This is a genomic window from Stutzerimonas stutzeri, assembly GCF_013522825.1.
Classification (GTDB): domain Bacteria; phylum Pseudomonadota; class Gammaproteobacteria; order Pseudomonadales; family Pseudomonadaceae; genus Stutzerimonas; species Stutzerimonas stutzeri_AK.
This window is the reverse complement of record NZ_JAAMQZ010000046.1, coordinates 16677-32905: the sequence shown is the minus strand read 5'-3', so window position 1 is coordinate 32905 and position 16229 is coordinate 16677. Positions and strand designations below refer to the sequence as shown.

The following is a 16229-nucleotide window of genomic DNA, read 5'->3' as shown; positions in this document are numbered from 1 at the left end:
CAGGCTGAAGCCTTGGGTACGACCGATTTGAATGGTGGCGCGCTCTTCAACGCTGAGTTCGGTATAAGACATAGGGGCAGCACCGTACCGGAAAGGTCAGGTGTTGCACTCAGTTTTTGCCGCCGCCATGCGTAAAAAATCCTGGAGTTATCATGGGGATAAAATCTACTACTCTAAATTTGTGCCTCTGGTTGACTCAGAGGGGAAAGAGCTTCCGCCTGAGGATAAAGCAAAGCTGATTAGTTATTATTTTAACGTTGCCAGTACTGTGAGGCTGTCTGCTGGAAAAGATCGCCGGAATAAAAATTTTCGGGCTCTGTCTGGGGAAAGGTTTATTCCCATGGTGAAAGCTTTTTCCATGCGCGGGTTGCTGTCAAAGCTAATGTAATAACGGGGTGAGACCCAATGCCTTGCTTGCGCTGTTTATTCAGTGCAAGCAAGGTTTTTTGTTTTCGCTGCTGAAAAGTTTCTAATGATAAGGGAATATGGCTCTACCGATTAAACCAAATATCTTTAATTGTGAGCGTCGGTTGGAAAGCTCCCTCCAGAGAAAGCTCTACTGACCGATTTTCTGCTCGGACGCTACGCATGGACAGCAGAAATTCTTGCGCTGACTGAGAGCCTGCCATTGGATATTCGTCTGGGGTTGTCCCAGCAGCTCCCCAGACAGCCCGTGTCATTTTTCCTCTGGTTGGGGATAATCCAGCCGGCATGCACAAGGGAAGAGGCCTCATGGAACTGATCGACAACATCAATACCCTGCTTGGTGAAAACCTCAAAGGTACGCTCAAGCCGGGCTCGAAGCTGAAGATCGCCGCTTCGTGCTTTTCGATCTACGCCTACGTGGCGCTGAAGAAGGAGCTGGAGAGTGTCGACTCCCTGGAGTTCATCTTCACCTCGCCGACCTTCGTGCCCAACGAGGTCAGTGACCGAATCAAGAAGGAACAGCGCGAGTTCCATATTCCCAAGACTGAGCGCGAGCGTAGCCTGACCGGCAGTGAATTTGAGATCCAGCTGAAGAATCAGCTCACGCAAAAGGCCATCGCCAGGGAGTGCGCTGACTGGATACGCCGTAAGGCCAGCTTCCGGTCCAACCGAGGTCAGGCTCCGATGCAGCCCTTTATCGGTACGCGTGGGACGGCGGGTGACGCCGTCTTTATGCCCGTTCAGGGGTTTACCGCTGTCGACCTGGGCTACCAGAAGGGCAATGCGCTCTCGAACATCGTTACTCGTTTCGATGAGCCTGCCCACACCGGCATGTTCCTCAACCTTTTCGAGCAAATCTGGAGCGACCCGGAGAAGCTTGAGGACGTGACCGCCAGGCTCTGCGACCACATTGCCTCGGTCTATCGGGAGAACGCCCCGGAGCGGATCTACTTTCTGATGCTCTACAACATCTTCCGCGAGTTCCTGGAGGACTTGAATGAGGACGTGCTGCCTAACGACCGCACCGGCTACCAGGACAGCCTGATCTGGCAGAAGCTGTTCAACTTCCAGCGAGACGCTGCAACCGGCCTGATCAACAAGCTGGAAACCTACAACGGCTGCATCTTGGCCGACAGCGTGGGCCTGGGCAAAACCTTCACTGCGCTGGCGGTGATCAAGTACTACGAGCTGCGCAACAAGTCTGTCCTGGTGCTCTGCCCGAAGAAGCTTGCCGACAACTGGCTGAACTACAACCGCAACCTCAAGACCAACATTTTCGCCAAGGATCGCTTCAACTACGACGTGCTCTGTCACACCGACCTGAGCCGCACCCGTGGCGAGTCGTTGGGCATTCCGTTGGATCGAGTCAACTGGGGTAACTACGACCTGGTGGTGATCGATGAGTCGCACAACTTCCGCAACAACGACGTCTACAAAGACAAAGAAACCCGTTATCAGCGGCTGATGAATCAGGTGATTCGTCAAGGTGTGAAGACCAAGGTGTTGATGCTCTCAGCTACCCCGGTCAACAACCGTTTCAGCGATTTACGTAACCAGCTGGCCCTGGCTTACGAAGGCGACAGCGACAACCTCAACGACAAGCTGCGTACTGAAAAAGACATCGACGGCATATTTCGTCGCGCTCAGGCGGCGTTCAATACCTGGTCGATCCTGCCTCCAGAGAAACGCACTGCTGCTGCCATTCTTAATACCCTGGACTTCGACTTCTTCGAGCTGCTCGACAGCGTGACCATTGCCCGCTCGCGCCGGCATATCGAGACCTTTTACGACACCGCAGACATTGGTAGCTTTCCGGAGCGCCGTAAGCCGCTGTCCTTTCACTGCCCGCTGACCCATCGTGATGATGTCATCGGCTTTAACGAGATCTTCAACCAGCTCTCGTTGCTCAAACTCGCCGTCTATGCCCCGGTCAGCTACATCCTGCCCAGCCGGATGAAGAAGTACGAGGAAATGTACGACACCGAAGTGGAGGGCGGCAGAGGCAAGCTCAAGCAGGTTGACCGAGAAAGAAGCCTGCAGGCGCTGATGACCACCAACCTGCTCAAGCGCCTGGAAAGTTCGGTCGAATCCTTCCGTCTGACCCTCAAAAATCTGCAGGCGACTCACCTCAGTGCGTTGGACAAAATCGCCACCTTCAAGAAAACCGGTGTAGCCAGCGGTTTTGCCGATGTCACCGCCGCATTCGAAGATGCGGACTTCGATGAAGACAACCTGCCCATGCCGGGCGACATCAGTATTGGTAAGAAAATCCAGATCAGCCTGGAAGATATGGACGTACCCTCCTGGGAACAGGATCTTCAAGGCGACTTGGTTTTCATCGATGAACTGCTGGCCGAAATGGCCAAGGTCACGCCGGCTGACGATGCCAAGCTGCAGCATCTTAAAACCCAGATCACCAGCAAGCTGACCTCGCCGATCAACCCCGGTAATCGCAAGGTGCTGATCTTCACAGCCTTCTCCGACACCGCCAATTACCTCTACGACAACCTGGCCGAATACCTGCTGGCGAACCACAAGGTTCACTCAGGTAAGGTCACGGGGAGTGATGCACCCAAGTCTACATTGGGCAATATGCAGGGCAGTCGGCAGACCTATGACTTTCAGGGGCTGCTCACACTGTTCTCACCGCGATCTAAGGAAAAGGCCGCTATCTACCCGGATGAGTCGCGCGAGATCGATATCCTGATCGGCACCGACTGCATCTCCGAAGGCCAGAACCTCCAGGATTGCGACTACCTGATCAACTACGACATCCACTGGAACCCGGTGCGCATCATCCAGCGCTTTGGCCGTGTGGATCGAATCGGCTCGCAGAACGCCAGCATTCAACTGGTCAACTACTGGCCGGACATCAGCCTTGATGAGTACATCAACCTCAAAGAGCGGGTTGAGAACCGCATGATGATCGCGGACGTCACAGCCACCGGCGATGACAACGTGCTCAATGCCCAGGCCAACGACGTGGCCTACCGCAAGGAACAGCTGCGTCGCCTGCAAGATGACGTCATCGAAATGGAAGACATCAAGACCGGTGTATCGATCACTGATCTTGGCCTGAATGACTTCCGTATGGATTTGCTCAACTACATCAAAACCAATGGCGACCTTGAGCATGTCCCCAACGGCATGCATGCCGTCGTGCCGGCGCGGCAAGAGCTTGGCCTGTTGCCTGGGGTGATCTTCACCCTGCGTAATCGCAACAAAGGCTCCAGCCTCAATCAACAAAATCGGCTGCATCCCTTCTACCTGATCTACATCAGCCTGGAAGGGCAGATCATCAGCGATCAAACCGAAGCCAAGCGTCTATTGGACCTGGCCCGTAGCGCCTGTAAGGGCCATAGCCAACCGATACCTGAGGCCTACCAGCTGTTCAATCAAGCCACCGAAGACGGACGCAACATGCGCGTCTACTCCGACCTGCTTGATCAGGCCATTCGCTCGATGATCGACGTCAAGGAGGAGATGGACATCGACAGTCTGTTTAGTGGCGGTAGCACCACGGCTTTGGTTGACACTATCTCCGGGCTCGACGACTTCGAGCTGATTGCCTTTATCGTTATTCAGGGTGCGGCATGAGTTCGGGTGATCCTGTGCCAGCGCTGTTTAACTTTCCTGTGCAGGCTCGTGTTGCTCGCGTAGTGCCCAAAAGCAAAATCTACGAGCACGGCCCAGTGAATTCGGCGTTGCGCGACAAGTTTGTCGGCCAGGTGGAGCAGATAACCTGGGCCTTCAAGTTGGCACCGGAAACCATCAACCTGCCGGCTCGCGGCGGCGTGACGGAAATACAGGTATTCGACGTCACGCTTAAAACCACCGAGCTGGATGAAGACGTGTTGCGTGCTATCGACCGCGCCATCCCCCTGCCGATCATCTTTCAGTTGCACCATGAACAGCGCACCCGCATGGTGGCAGCTTTTAAGCGCCCCAGCGAAGCCGATGCCAGCAAATGGGTGATTGATGGCTACTTCGCAGGTAGCTGGTTGCCAGCTGACAGCCCGCGTCAGGCCCTGCCGGTAGCATTGGATCTGCAGGGACTCTACGAACAATTGCTGCGCAGCTTGTTACCCCGTCCGGCTAGGCCGGGCGAGAGCCTGCCCGAGCAACTGCAGCGGCTGAACCGCTTGCGTAGCTTGCACAGCGAGCACGCCAAGCTGGATACGCGCCTGCATAAAGAAAAACAGTTTAACCGTAAGGTGGCGCTCAACGCCCAGCTGCGGGAAATCCAGAATGAAATCGCCGACCTGAGCGCCTAAGCCTCGGTTCGTGCCAAGCACTTAAGAGATACAGGAAGTCCCATGGACAAGCTGAAAATGCACTCCCCTAACCTGACCGAAGCCAATATCGCCAAGCTGGCTGAGCTGTTCCCCAATTGCATCACCGAAGCACGGGATGCCAAGGGCGAGCTGAAAAAGGCTGTCGACTTTGATTTGCTGCGTCAGGAGCTGTCTTCGTCCATCGTCGAAGGACCGCAGGAGCGTTATCAGCTGAATTGGCCGGGGAAGCGTGAGGCGTTGCTCGCTGCCAATGCGCCGATCGCCAAGACACTACGTCCTTTCAGAGATGAGAGCGTTGATTTCGACAGCACACAGAATTTGTTCATCGAAGGTGACAACCTGGACGTGATCAAACTGTTGCAAGAGAGCTATCTCGGCAAAGTGAAAGTCATTTACATCGATCCACCCTACAACACTGGTAGGGACTTCATATATGACGATGACTTTAAGGATGACACCGAGAGCTACCTCCTGCGCTCCAATCAAACTGACGAATCAGGTTTGCGTATTGTGGCGAACACGGAAGCCAATGGCCGTTTTCATTCGGACTGGCTGACGATGATTTATTCACGCATTCGGCTTGCTCGTAACCTGCTGCGGGACGATGGCGTAGTGTTCATCTCCATTGATGACAACGAGGTCGACAACCTGCGCAAGCTCTGTAGTGAGGTTTTCGGAGAAGAAAACTTCGTGGCGCAGATCATCTGGCAGAAAGTCTTCTCGCCGAAAAACTCTGCAAGATGGTTTTCTGAGGATCACGACTACGTTTTGGTGTACGCCAAGTCGAAAGACCAGTGGACCCCAAATCTTCTCCCTCAAACGGATGAAATGATAGCGCGCTACAAGAATCCCGATGGCGACTCGCGTGGCCCATGGACGTCAAGTGATCTTGCCGCCAGAAATCGCTACGACGCGGGGCTTTACCCAGTGCAATGCCCCTCGGGTCGGATAATCGATGGTCCCCCAAAAGGTCGATATTGGGGGGTAAGTGAGGCCAATTTCAAAAAACTAGACCAAGATAATCGAATTTGGTGGGGCGGAGACGGCAGCAATATGCCACGTTTGAAGCGGTTCCTGTCTGAAGTTCAGCAAGGCCGTACGCCTCAAACCTTATGGTCTTACAAAGAGGTTGGCCATACGCAGGACGCAAAGAAAACGCTGCTTAAGTATGTGCAGTTTGAGCATACGGAGAATGTTCTCAATTCAGTGAAACCGGTGGAGCTGTTGCAACGCATCCTCCAACTGGCAAGCAAACCTGACGACAACAGCATAGTTCTCGATTTTTTTAGCGGCAGTGCGACAACAGCACATGCTGTACTGAAACAGAACATTGAGGATGGTGGGAACCGGCGCTTTATCGGCGTTCAGATTCCAGAGCCTTTGCCCAAGCCAGAACCGGGACTCGCTTCAATCTTTGAAATGGGGCTCAATCGTGTTCGGAACTTCAGTGCTGAAGTCCGAAAGCAGGACGGGGTAGAGAAGTGCGATCTGGGCTTTCGGGTTCTGAAAACTGATACTTCCAACATGAAGGACGTGTACTACACCCCGGATGCGGTGAGTCAGGATCTGCTTTCCGACCAGGTTGACAATATCCGCGAAGACCGCACCCCGGAAGACTTGCTTTTCCAGGTTCTGCTGGACTGGGGCGTAGATCTGGCCCTGCCGATCAGCCAGCAAAGCATCGCTGGCAAGACCGTCTTCTTCGTTGACGGCAACGCCCTGGCTGCCTGCTTCGACACCGGCATTGATGAGGACTTCGTCAAGCAGCTCGCCGGGCATAAACCCCTGCGCGTGGTGTTCCGTGACGCCGGCTTTGCCAGCGACAGTGTGAAGATCAACGTCGAGCAGGTATTTAAGCTGTTGTCGCCGGCTACTGAAATCAAGACCCTTTGACCGACAGGGAGCCGTCGACATGGACAATCAAGCACTGACCCAACTGCAACAGCGTCTGGATGCGCTGGTGCAGCGTGTACCGGATGAGAACATCGAGTTCTGGTTTGCCCGCAATCTGCTGGAACCTTTGGGGTATGCCCGCTGGGAAAACTTTCTCACTGCTATCCAGCGTGCCATGAGCTCCTGTGAAGCAACGGGGCAAGACGTGGCAGACCATTTTCGTGACGTCACGAAAATGGTCACCTTAGGCAGTGGAGCTAGGCGTGAAATCGATGATTTTATGCTCACCCGTTATGCCTGCTACCTGATCGCGCAGAATGGCGATCCGCGCAAGCAGCCCATCGCCTTCGCCCAGAGCTACTTTGCCCTGCAGACCCGCAAGCAGGAGCTGGTTGAAGACCGGATGCGTCTGCAGGCCCGGTTTGAAGCGCGTGATCGTCTGCGCGAGTCGGAAAAAGAGCTGTCGCAGAACATTTATGAACGCGGCGTAGATGACGAGGGGTTTGCCCGTATTCGCTCGCGAGGTGATACCGCCTTGTTCGGGGGCAAGAGCACCCAGGCCATGAAAGATCGCTATGGCATCGTCAAGTCTCGCCCGCTGGCAGACTTCCTGCCGACACTGACCATCGCTGCGAAGAACCTGGCCACCGAGATGACCAATCACAACGTACTGCAGGCTGATTTGCAGGGCGAGACGGCGATCAGTAAAGAGCACGTGCAGAACAACCTGAGCGTGCGCGGCATGCTGGATCAGCGGGGTATTAAACCCGAAGAGCTGCCGGCAGAAGAAGACATTCGCAAGCTGGAGCGGCGGGTGAAAACGGAAGAAAAGAAAATCGCCAAGCAGGCTCCCAAACTGCCTGCGGACGATTCGGGTGATGACGCATGAAACTGAAGTTTAAGCAGCAGCAGTACCAAACTCATGCCGTCGACGCGTTTGCCGACTGTTTTGCTGGCCAGCCAAAAGCCTCGGGCGTGAGCTATCGCATCGACCCCGGCGCCAATCCTGTAAAACCCGTCACGCCGCAGCAGATCGATCTCTATGGCACGCCGAGTGCTGCTGAAGCAACCGAGGCCGGCTTCAAGAATGCCGAACTGGCACTTAGCCCAGCCCAGCTGCTTGAGAATATTCAGGCAGTACAGCGCCGGCAGAACCTGCCGCTTTCCACTGCATTGGCGAGGGACAATAAAACCGGCTGCCCGATCAACCTCGACATCGAGATGGAGACAGGGACCGGCAAGACCTATTGCTACATCAAGAGCATGTTCGAGCTGAACAAGCGCTATGGCTGGAGCAAATTCATCGTCGTGGTACCGAGCATCGCCATCCGTGAGGGCGTATATAAATCGCTCCAGATTACGGCCGAGCACTTCCTGGAAAGCTACGGCAAGAAGGCGCGCTTCTTCATCTACAACTCCAAGCAGCTGCATAACTTGGAAAGCTTTTCCTCGGATGCGGGCATCAACGTCATGGTTATCAACGTCCAGGCTTTTGCTGCCCGTGGCGCTGATCAGCGGCGAATCTATGAGGAGCTGGATGACTTTCAGTCGCGCCGGCCAATCGACGTAATCAAAGCCAACCGGCCGATTTTGTTTCTCGATGAGCCGCAGAAGATGGAAGGGGCTAAAACGCTGGCATCCTTCAGTGAATTCAACCCGCTGATGATTGTGCGCTACTCGGCCACCCACAAAACCGAGTACAACAAAATCCACCGCCTCGACGCGCTGGATGCTTACAACCAGAAGCTGGTGAAGAAGATCAACGTGCGCGGGATCACGATCAAGAATCTGACCGGCACCAACGCGTACCTGTTTCTGCAGGACATCGAAGTCTCCACCAACAAGCCGCCCATGGCGCGCGTTGAGTTTGAGGTTAAGCAGAACAACGGTATCAAGCGTGTGCTGCGCAAGCTCGGTCGCAACGACAACTTGTATGACCTGTCCGGTGGGCTGGATCAGTACAAGGGCTATGTCGTTGCCGACATCGACGCGCGCATCGATACCCTGAGCTTCACCAATGGCGTAGAGCTGGTCGCTGGCGATGCCGTGGGCAATGTGGATGAGGCCGCCATGCGGCGCATTCAGATCCGCGAGGCGGTAAAGGCGCACTTCCAGAAAGAGATGATGCTGTTCAGTCGCGGCATCAAGGTGCTGTCGCTGTTCTTTATCGACGAGGTGGCCAAGTACCGCCAGTACGACGAAACCGGCGAAGTGCCGGGGGAGTACGCGAAGATCTTCGAGGAGGAATACAACGCCTACCTCACCGAGGTGATGACGCTGGAAGACACGCCCTATAACCGCTACCTCAAAGGCATTCAGGCGCGACAGACACACAATGGCTACTTCTCCATCGATAAGAAGAGCAAGCGCCTGGTCGATCCCTCGGTGGGCAAAAAGGCTACCGAGACCGATGACGTCGATGCCTACGACCTGATTCTCAAGGACAAGGAGCGTCTGCTGTCCTTCGAGGAACCGGTACGCTTTATCTTCTCTCACTCGGCATTGCGCGAAGGTTGGGACAACCCCAACGTGTTCGTCATCTGCGCCCTGAAACACAGCGACAACACCGTCTCCCGCCGCCAGGAAGTAGGGCGCGGCATGCGCTTGTCGGTGAACCAGCTCGGCGAGCGTATGGACAACCCGGCCACAGTGCACGAGATCAACGAACTGACCGTGGTGGCCAGCGAGAGTTATAAGGACTTCGTCAGCGCGCTGCAGAAAGACATCAGTGAATCGTTATCAGCACGACCGCGAGTCGCGGATGAGAAATACTTCACCGGCAAGGTCTTGCAGACCTCCAGCGGCGAAATAGAGGTCACGCCGCAACTGGCCAAGCAGATTTACAAATACCTGCTGAAGAACGACTACACCGACGACAGCGATCAGATCACCCAGGCCTACCATGAGGCCAAGCGTGAAGAGCAATTGGCCGAGCTGCCAGCTGAGCTGCAGCCTTATGCCGAACAGGTGTTCCAGCTGATCGATAGCGTGTTTAGCGCCGCGCAAATGCCTGAGATCGGTAACGATCGTAATGCCAAGCCCAATCCGCTGAACTCGAACTTCGAGAAGCGGGAGTTCCAGGCGCTGTGGAACAAGATAAACCGCAAGGCAGCGTACACCGTTCACTTCGAAACCGATGAGTTGCTGGACAAGTGCGTGGCTGCGTTGGATGCCGAGCTGCGGGTCAAGCCGATGCAGTACATCATCGAGCGCGGCACCCAGCTGGAGAATGCCAGCTTCGATGATATGAAGAGCGGTACAGCCTTCAAGGTCTCCGAAAGCTCAACCGAGAAGTACACGCACTCTGCTCATTCTGCAGTGAAATACGATCTGATTGGCAACCTTGCAGAGCTTACTCAACTGACGCGCAGCACCATTGCCAGCATTCTCAAGCGCGTGAACGTGGCTGTGTTCAGTCAGTACAAGACCAACCCGGAAGACTTCATCGCCAGGGCTGGTACCTTGATCAACGAGCAGAAGGCCACGGTCATCGTCGAACACATCGCTTACGATCCGATGGACGAGACCCACAGCTCCGACATCTTTACCGCCGAGAAGCCACGAGACGATTTCAGTAAGGCGTTTGAAGCCAAGCACCACGTTTACGATTATGTGTTCACGGACTCCAACATCGAGCGCAAATTCGTTGAGGAATTGGATGCCAGCACCGAGGTGGCGGTGTACGCCAAGCTGCCCAAGAGCTTCTTCATCCCGACCCCGGTCGGCAACTACAACCCCGACTGGGCCATTGCCTTCCAGGAAGGCAAGGTGAAGCATGTTTATTTTATCGCAGAAACCAAAGGATCGATGTCTTCGCTCGAACTGCGTGACATCGAAAAATCCAAGATAGCCTGTGCACGAAAATTCTTCGCCAAGATCACCTCGGACCAAGTGAAGTACCAGGTGGTGGATGGGTATGGGGCTTTGATGGATTTGGTGAGGTAGAGAACCGGGTGGGGGGATGGCCGCCTCAAGTCCTACCCTGGCGTTCTAGCCAGGGTGGGGTTCCGGCTCGTGAGGTCAGTTACCAGCGGCGGGCGGGCTGCAGAAATCCGCGAGCCACTCTTTTTCAGTCTGCTCCTCCGGTCGCTTGTGCTGACAGGGAGTGCGAGCTCCCTCGTACTCGCGCCCCCTGATTACCTGCTTGTCGTAGTTCTCAGCGCACGTGGCTGTATCGCTCTGTATCGCTTGCTCTAGCTGTCCTTGAGCTCGCGTGTTGTCCGGCACGCTTGTCTGCTCATTGTCTGGCCCGTGTCCGGAGATTGTCCGGTCATTGTCCGCCAGAAAGCGCCGACGGATGACCTCCGCCGGCACGCTCAGTGGGCGTAGGCTCGTTTTACCCAGACGTCCGGGCCGATCTGGTACCTTCTCAGCAGAGAACAGTATTTTTCCCAGATTGCCTAAATAATCGTGGAAAGAAGATAGCCGTGCTGGATAAGCAAGGGCGGTTGAGTGCCAAAAGTAGTAAAATAAGCTACGTTTTCCAACGTGGAAATGTCCTGCGGGTAAAAGTTCGCCTTTTTTGCCGGATCTCGTAGTGCGTTTTCGAGTTATTTCTACATTGAAAATAGTGTAATAACTTTCACCCGAAGTTTCCGACAAGAACTGTAAGGTAAGTCCTGGGAATTTCTTGTCGTAAACTCCGACTGAGTAGCTTGTATAAACAAAGGCCTCAATTTGTAAAAGCTCAAGCAGCTCCTTCGTTAATTGACTGTTCAGATCTTGCTGTAGTTTGGTTGTTTGGAGTCCATTTTGGCTAACAATAACTATTTGTCCACAGTCAATTGATATGGACGTATCGGCCTCAAATAGTGTGTTAAGCAATGGTTGTCGGTGATTAATAGCAACTTTTTGTATGGGTGAGGTGCTGTCAAGCGCACTCATACAGTTAGGGCAGCAAGCTGGCGAAGTTTTATTGACGTTCTTCATGCGCGCCCCAACTTGGGGGAGCGCATGTGAGCGCGCTTGCGGCTTTTCATCCACTCGTCAATTTCTGAACTTAACCAACCAACTGATCGGCTGCTACCTAGTTCGTACGGAGCAGGGAACTTTCCGAGTTTAATATCGAGATAAATACTAGAACGACTTTTCCCGACAATATGTTTAACCTCGTTAAGTCGACAAAACCGAATTTCATTAGTGGGTTCAATGCTTGTTTTTTGTGCCATTGTAATTTCACCAATGCATCGCTTATTGGTTCCTCAAGGCAATGCGATGCAGTAAAAAATTGATGAGGGGTCTCCATCCTCGATCCAAAATGTGGTGCGAAAATTTGGGGAGCTCTGTTATGAGGCGTTACCCGAACAGTAAATTGCGCAGATACAATTATACTGAGATGGTACGGTTTGGGCGCTGCAGCCACAGAGGACTAAGCGATACAGGAATTACCCTGTGATTTACAGGGAGGGAGCGGATGATGCCCCTCAAGCCTGCTGAAAGAAGCCGCGGTAGCGAGTCGCTTCTAACGTTACGCCCATATGCGGTGGGTTCCCTAGGCGTTCTAAGAACGTCAGATGAGATACTTATATCACCGTACTCAGGGCTGTTCAAGCGCCACCAGGGTTAGAAATTTTGCCGAAAAGCGTCCTTCGTATCCTTGATACTCTGTAGCTGTGTTGGATGAAAAATGCTGGACATATAGTCTGTCGATTTTCGAGCAAGGTTACTTTTTGCCACAGTTGAGTCGGCAGGGCTTTCCTGAGTGAAGATCTGTCGTGGTTTTTCTACTCGAATGGCAGATCAGATACATCACTTAAATTCACCCAGCCATTGACTCCTGCACGAGGAGCAGTAGTTGGCAAATGGCTTGGATGACGATCGTTCAATGGAGCCGCGATATGCAGTGTGTTAGCTGATTCGCTGCTAACGTTTCAGAACTAAAGAAAATTCCATCTTCTGGCTCGCTCAGCAGGCGCGCCAGTCGCTATGATCAGCCAGAACCGCATTATGGCCTATCTGGCGTCAGTTGAGCTGTACGAGCAAATGCTGAATCGTCTGGGTGATTTTGAGTTGGCAGCGATTGAAAGAGCGTTTGAGTGAGAAATGATTGATTGTTTCGGCGGGGGCAGCACAGCCTTCCGCCATCAAAAAGAAGCTGGCTACTAAGCTTGGACAGCAATTACTGCGCCTTCAGCAAGAATCGACTCCAGCTTCTCTCCCAGCAACCGCCATGCCTCGGTTTTTTCCTTGGCGTAATCGTGGTGCAGGTAATGTCGACGTACCTTCGAGCCACCCAGCAGGTGGTTCTGGCAGCGGTCGATGATTTCGAGCGTCACGCCCAGTTCCTGCATCATGGTTGCGCCGGTGCGACGCAGATCATGTGGCGTCCATTCTCCTTTGGCTCCCTTGCTCAGTACCAGCGAGTCGTCATGATGTCGGCCAGCCAGGGGCTTGCTGCGGTTCTTGAAGCGGCACTGCCGGTCTCCGATGAGCTTGCTGACCGTCTTGGTGTCGACGTGGCCTTGGCCGTCTTTGCCGGGAAAGCAGAACGGGGTATTGCCGGTTTCTTTCTTCAGGCGCTTGAACTGCTTTATGGCGAACGCTGACAGGAATACATGGTGATCCTGGCGTTTACCTTTATGCCCTTTGGTAGCTTCGGCGGGGATGAACCAGGTGCCTTTCTCCAAGTTCAGGTAGCGCCACTCGGCTTTGAGCAGTTCGCCGATACGGCAGAGGGTACTCAGGCATATCCACAAAGCACATTGGACTCGTGAATTGACCGGGCGGATACCGGAATATTTCTGGCCAGCGGGAAGCGCTTCGTAATTTGTTTTCAGACGTTGGAGGATATCGTGCAGCTCACGAATATCGTCGGGTGATAGCAGGCGGTCGCGCTGCTCCTCGTAGTCGTGGTCGAGCAGCTTGCTGACGTCTATAAGGTCGGCGGGGTTTCCGTCAGCCATCAGGGAACGCCACGGCTTACGCTTTTCTCCCCAGCGGAGCATCTGGCCGATGTCCTTGCTGCGGATCACCACGGTGCGGTTGAGACCGCGCGCTTTGACTGAGCGCAGGACGGCCAACAGATCTTTCTCGGTCAGGTTGCGCAGTGGCTTCCTGCCGATGAGTGGCAGGACGTCCTTCTTGAAACTGCGAATCAGCTCGCCATTGCCATCCTGGCGGGAGACCCCGTCGCGTATCCACTCGTCGAAGAGGTCGCCCACCGTCTTGTTCTCGGCAGCTTGGCGCTCGGCTTCGGCAATGGTCGCTGCAACTGCAGCTTGAGCTTCAATCTTGGCAGCTTTGCGCGCAGCGGTTGGATTGATGCCTTTGGCGGCTGTCGCTTTAACCTCATCACGGTCGGCACGAATCTGAGCAAGAGACTTCTTTGGCCAACTGCCCAGACTTTGATCGCGTTTGAATCCGTCTTGTTTGAATTCATAGCGAAACTGCACTGTTACGCCACGGACACCTGCGCGAACCCTCGCCACTAGCCCGCCGTCCTCCCGAAGGATTCTGCCGTCGTCGGCAGAAGTAAGTGCTTCCAGCTGCTTTACCGTCAACCTAGCCACTCTCTACCCCTTGCCTAATTCGACTGGCCTAGAATTTTACCCCACTTTTACCCCACCGAATCGCTTGGCTAGTGGTGGACTATCTTGGACATCATGGGACGCTAGAATAGCTTGTAAGCCACGTAGCATAGGGGTTTTAGTTGTCCAGGGTTGTCTCAGTTCATCCCGGAGATTCCAGCTAATAAGCGCATGGGGTGCAAGGGGTAGGGTATTCAACTCGCTCCCTCCCAACCCAAAAGCTCCAAAGGCTCAAAGCACTGATGAATGTTTGGATTTTTTAGTTGCCACGAAAAAGGGGATGCCAAAGCATCCCCTTTTTCGTCTTCACAACCAGGCGATCAAGCCGCTTTTGCCTCGGCTTCACGCATGGCTCGGTTCAGGGCGCTGAACAGGGCGCGGATGCTGGCGGTGGTGATGTTTTCGTCGATGCCGATGCCATGCAGCGGGCGCTCGCCGTTCAGGCGTACTTCGATATAGGCCGCGGCCTTGGCGTTGCTGCCGGCGCCGATGGCGTGTTCGTGGTAGTCCATGATTTCCAGCTTGACCGGCAGGGCGGAGACCAGGGCCTCCAGCGGGCCTTTGCCGATGCCGCGCAGGTGCAGGCTGTTGCCTTCGTGGGTGACTTCCACGTCCAGTGCGCTGGTGCCGTTTTCTTCCTGCAGGCGATGGTTCTTGAGCGCGTAGGGCGTGACCGCTTGCAGGTATTCGGCTTCGAGCAGGGCGTAGATTTGCGTGGCGCTCATTTCCAGGCCGAGGCGATCAGTTTCCTTCTGTACCACTTGGCTGAATTCGATCTGCATGCGCCGGGGCAGGCTGATGCCGTATTCCTGCTCAAGCAGGAAGGTGATGCCGCCCTTGCCCGACTGGCTGTTGACGCGGATTACCGCTTCGTAGCTGCGACCGATGTCGGCTGGATCGATGGGCAGGTAGGGCACTTCCCAGACGCCGTTCGGGTCTTGCTGGGCGAAGCCCTTGCGGATGGCGTCCTGGTGCGAGCCGGAGAAGGCGGTATGCACCAGATCGCCAACATAAGGGTGGCGTGGATGCACCGGCAACTGATTGCATTCCTCGACCACCTTGCGCACGGCGTCGATGTCGGAAAAGTCCAGCTGCGGATCGACGCCCTGGGTGTACAGGTTCAATGCCACGGTCACCAGGTCGACGTTGCCGGTGCGTTCGCCGTTGCCGAACAGGCAGCCTTCGACGCGATCGGCGCCGGCCATCAGGCCCAGTTCGGTGGCGGCTACGCCGGTGCCACGGTCGTTGTGAGTGTGCAGGCTGATCAACACGCTGTCGCGCTTGTTGATATGGCGTCCGAACCATTCGATCTGGTCGGCGTAGATGTTCGGTGTGGCCGCCTCGATGGTGGCCGGCAGATTGAGGATCAGCTTCTGCGCAGGCGTCGGCTGGAATACGTCGATCACCGCGTTGCACACCTCGACGGCAAAGTCGGTTTCGGTGGAACTGAACACCTCGGGCGAGTACTCGAAACGCCAGTCGGTCTCAGGCGCGGCGGCGGCCAGGCGCTTGATGATCTGCGCTGCGCTCACGGCGATGTTCACCACGCCGGCCTTGTCCTGATTGAAGACGATGCGGCGGAAGCTCGGCGCGGTGGCGTTGTAGTAGTGGACGATGGCCTTCTTCGCACCCTTGAGCGACTCGAAGGTGCGCTCGATCAGATCCTGGCGCGCCTGGGTCAGCACCTGGATGGTGACGTCATCGGGGATGTGGCCGCCCTCGATCAGCTCGCGCACGAAGTCGAAATCGGTCTGTGAAGCGGAGGGGAATCCCACCTCGATTTCCTTGAGGCCCACCGCGACCAGCGTCTTGAAGAAACGCATCTTCTTCGCCGCGTCCATCGGCTCGATCAGCGACTGATTGCCGTCACGCAGATCGGAGCTGAGCCAGATCGGCGCCTGGGTGATGACCTTCGATGGCCAGGTGCGGTCGGGGATGTCTATCTGGGCAAAAGCGCGATATTTCTTCGACGGATTCTTGAGCATGGTCATGGTGTTTCCTTGGAGTTCGCTCGTGGCGACGGCAATCGAAACCGGTTTTGCCGGTTGGTTATGGTGCGAACTTAGTGCTTGCGAGGGTGTTCGTGCAA

General features: G+C 55.0%; 10 protein-coding genes. 6 read left to right on the top strand and 4 right to left on the bottom strand.

Annotated features, from left to right (window positions below; genetic code table 11):
• Positions 1–100: 100 nt before the first annotated feature.
• The 6 genes from G7020_RS20965 to G7020_RS20940 all read left to right on the top strand — a co-directional run bounded on the left by G7020_RS20965 (position 101) and on the right by G7020_RS20940 (position 10559).
• Entirely contained in the window at positions 101–388 is a 288-nt protein-coding gene (locus G7020_RS20965; RefSeq protein WP_181086915.1) for a hypothetical protein, read from the top strand.
• A 344-nt stretch (positions 389–732) separates the two neighbouring features.
• The gene (locus tag G7020_RS20960) at positions 733–4023 is read left to right on the top strand and encodes a helicase-related protein (protein ID WP_181086914.1); all 3291 of its coding nucleotides are present in this window, start codon (positions 733–735) and stop codon (positions 4021–4023) included.
• Positions 4020–4700: a DUF4391 domain-containing protein gene (locus G7020_RS20955; RefSeq protein WP_181086913.1), complete on the top strand. Its 681-nt coding sequence runs from the start codon at positions 4020–4022 to the stop codon at positions 4698–4700. Before G7020_RS20960 ends, G7020_RS20955 begins: the two co-directional genes overlap by 4 nt.
• A gap of 42 nt (positions 4701–4742) precedes the next feature.
• Positions 4743–6614, top strand: coding sequence for a site-specific DNA-methyltransferase (locus G7020_RS20950; protein WP_181086912.1), 1872 nt, complete (start codon positions 4743–4745; stop codon positions 6612–6614).
• Positions 6615–6633: 19 nt separating this feature from the next.
• Entirely contained in the window at positions 6634–7503 is an 870-nt protein-coding gene (gene dinD, locus G7020_RS20945; protein ID WP_181086911.1) for a DNA damage-inducible protein D, read from the top strand.
• Positions 7500–10559, top strand: a complete 3060-nt coding sequence (locus tag G7020_RS20940; protein WP_181086910.1) for a type III restriction-modification system endonuclease — start codon at positions 7500–7502, stop codon at positions 10557–10559. The genes dinD and G7020_RS20940 overlap by 4 nt, the downstream gene beginning before the upstream one ends.
• A gap of 75 nt (positions 10560–10634) precedes the next feature.
• Here G7020_RS20940 and G7020_RS20935 read toward each other — a convergent pair whose 3' ends face one another.
• The 4 genes from G7020_RS20935 to leuA all read right to left on the bottom strand — a co-directional run bounded on the left by G7020_RS20935 (position 10635) and on the right by leuA (position 16131).
• Complete coding sequence (locus G7020_RS20935) at positions 10635–11543, bottom strand: hypothetical protein (protein WP_181086909.1); 909 nt, start codon at positions 11541–11543, stop codon at positions 10635–10637.
• Complete coding sequence (locus tag G7020_RS24385) at positions 11540–11782, bottom strand: AlpA family phage regulatory protein (protein WP_181086908.1); 243 nt, start codon at positions 11780–11782, stop codon at positions 11540–11542. The genes G7020_RS20935 and G7020_RS24385 overlap by 4 nt, the downstream gene beginning before the upstream one ends.
• 933 nt (positions 11783–12715) lie before the next feature.
• Positions 12716–14122: a tyrosine-type recombinase/integrase gene (locus G7020_RS20920; RefSeq protein WP_181086907.1), complete on the bottom strand. Its 1407-nt coding sequence runs from the start codon at positions 14120–14122 to the stop codon at positions 12716–12718.
• 338 nt (positions 14123–14460) lie between these two features.
• Positions 14461–16131, bottom strand: a complete 1671-nt coding sequence (gene leuA / locus G7020_RS20915) for a 2-isopropylmalate synthase (protein WP_181086906.1) — start codon at positions 16129–16131, stop codon at positions 14461–14463.
• Positions 16132–16229: the final 98 nt, after the last annotated feature.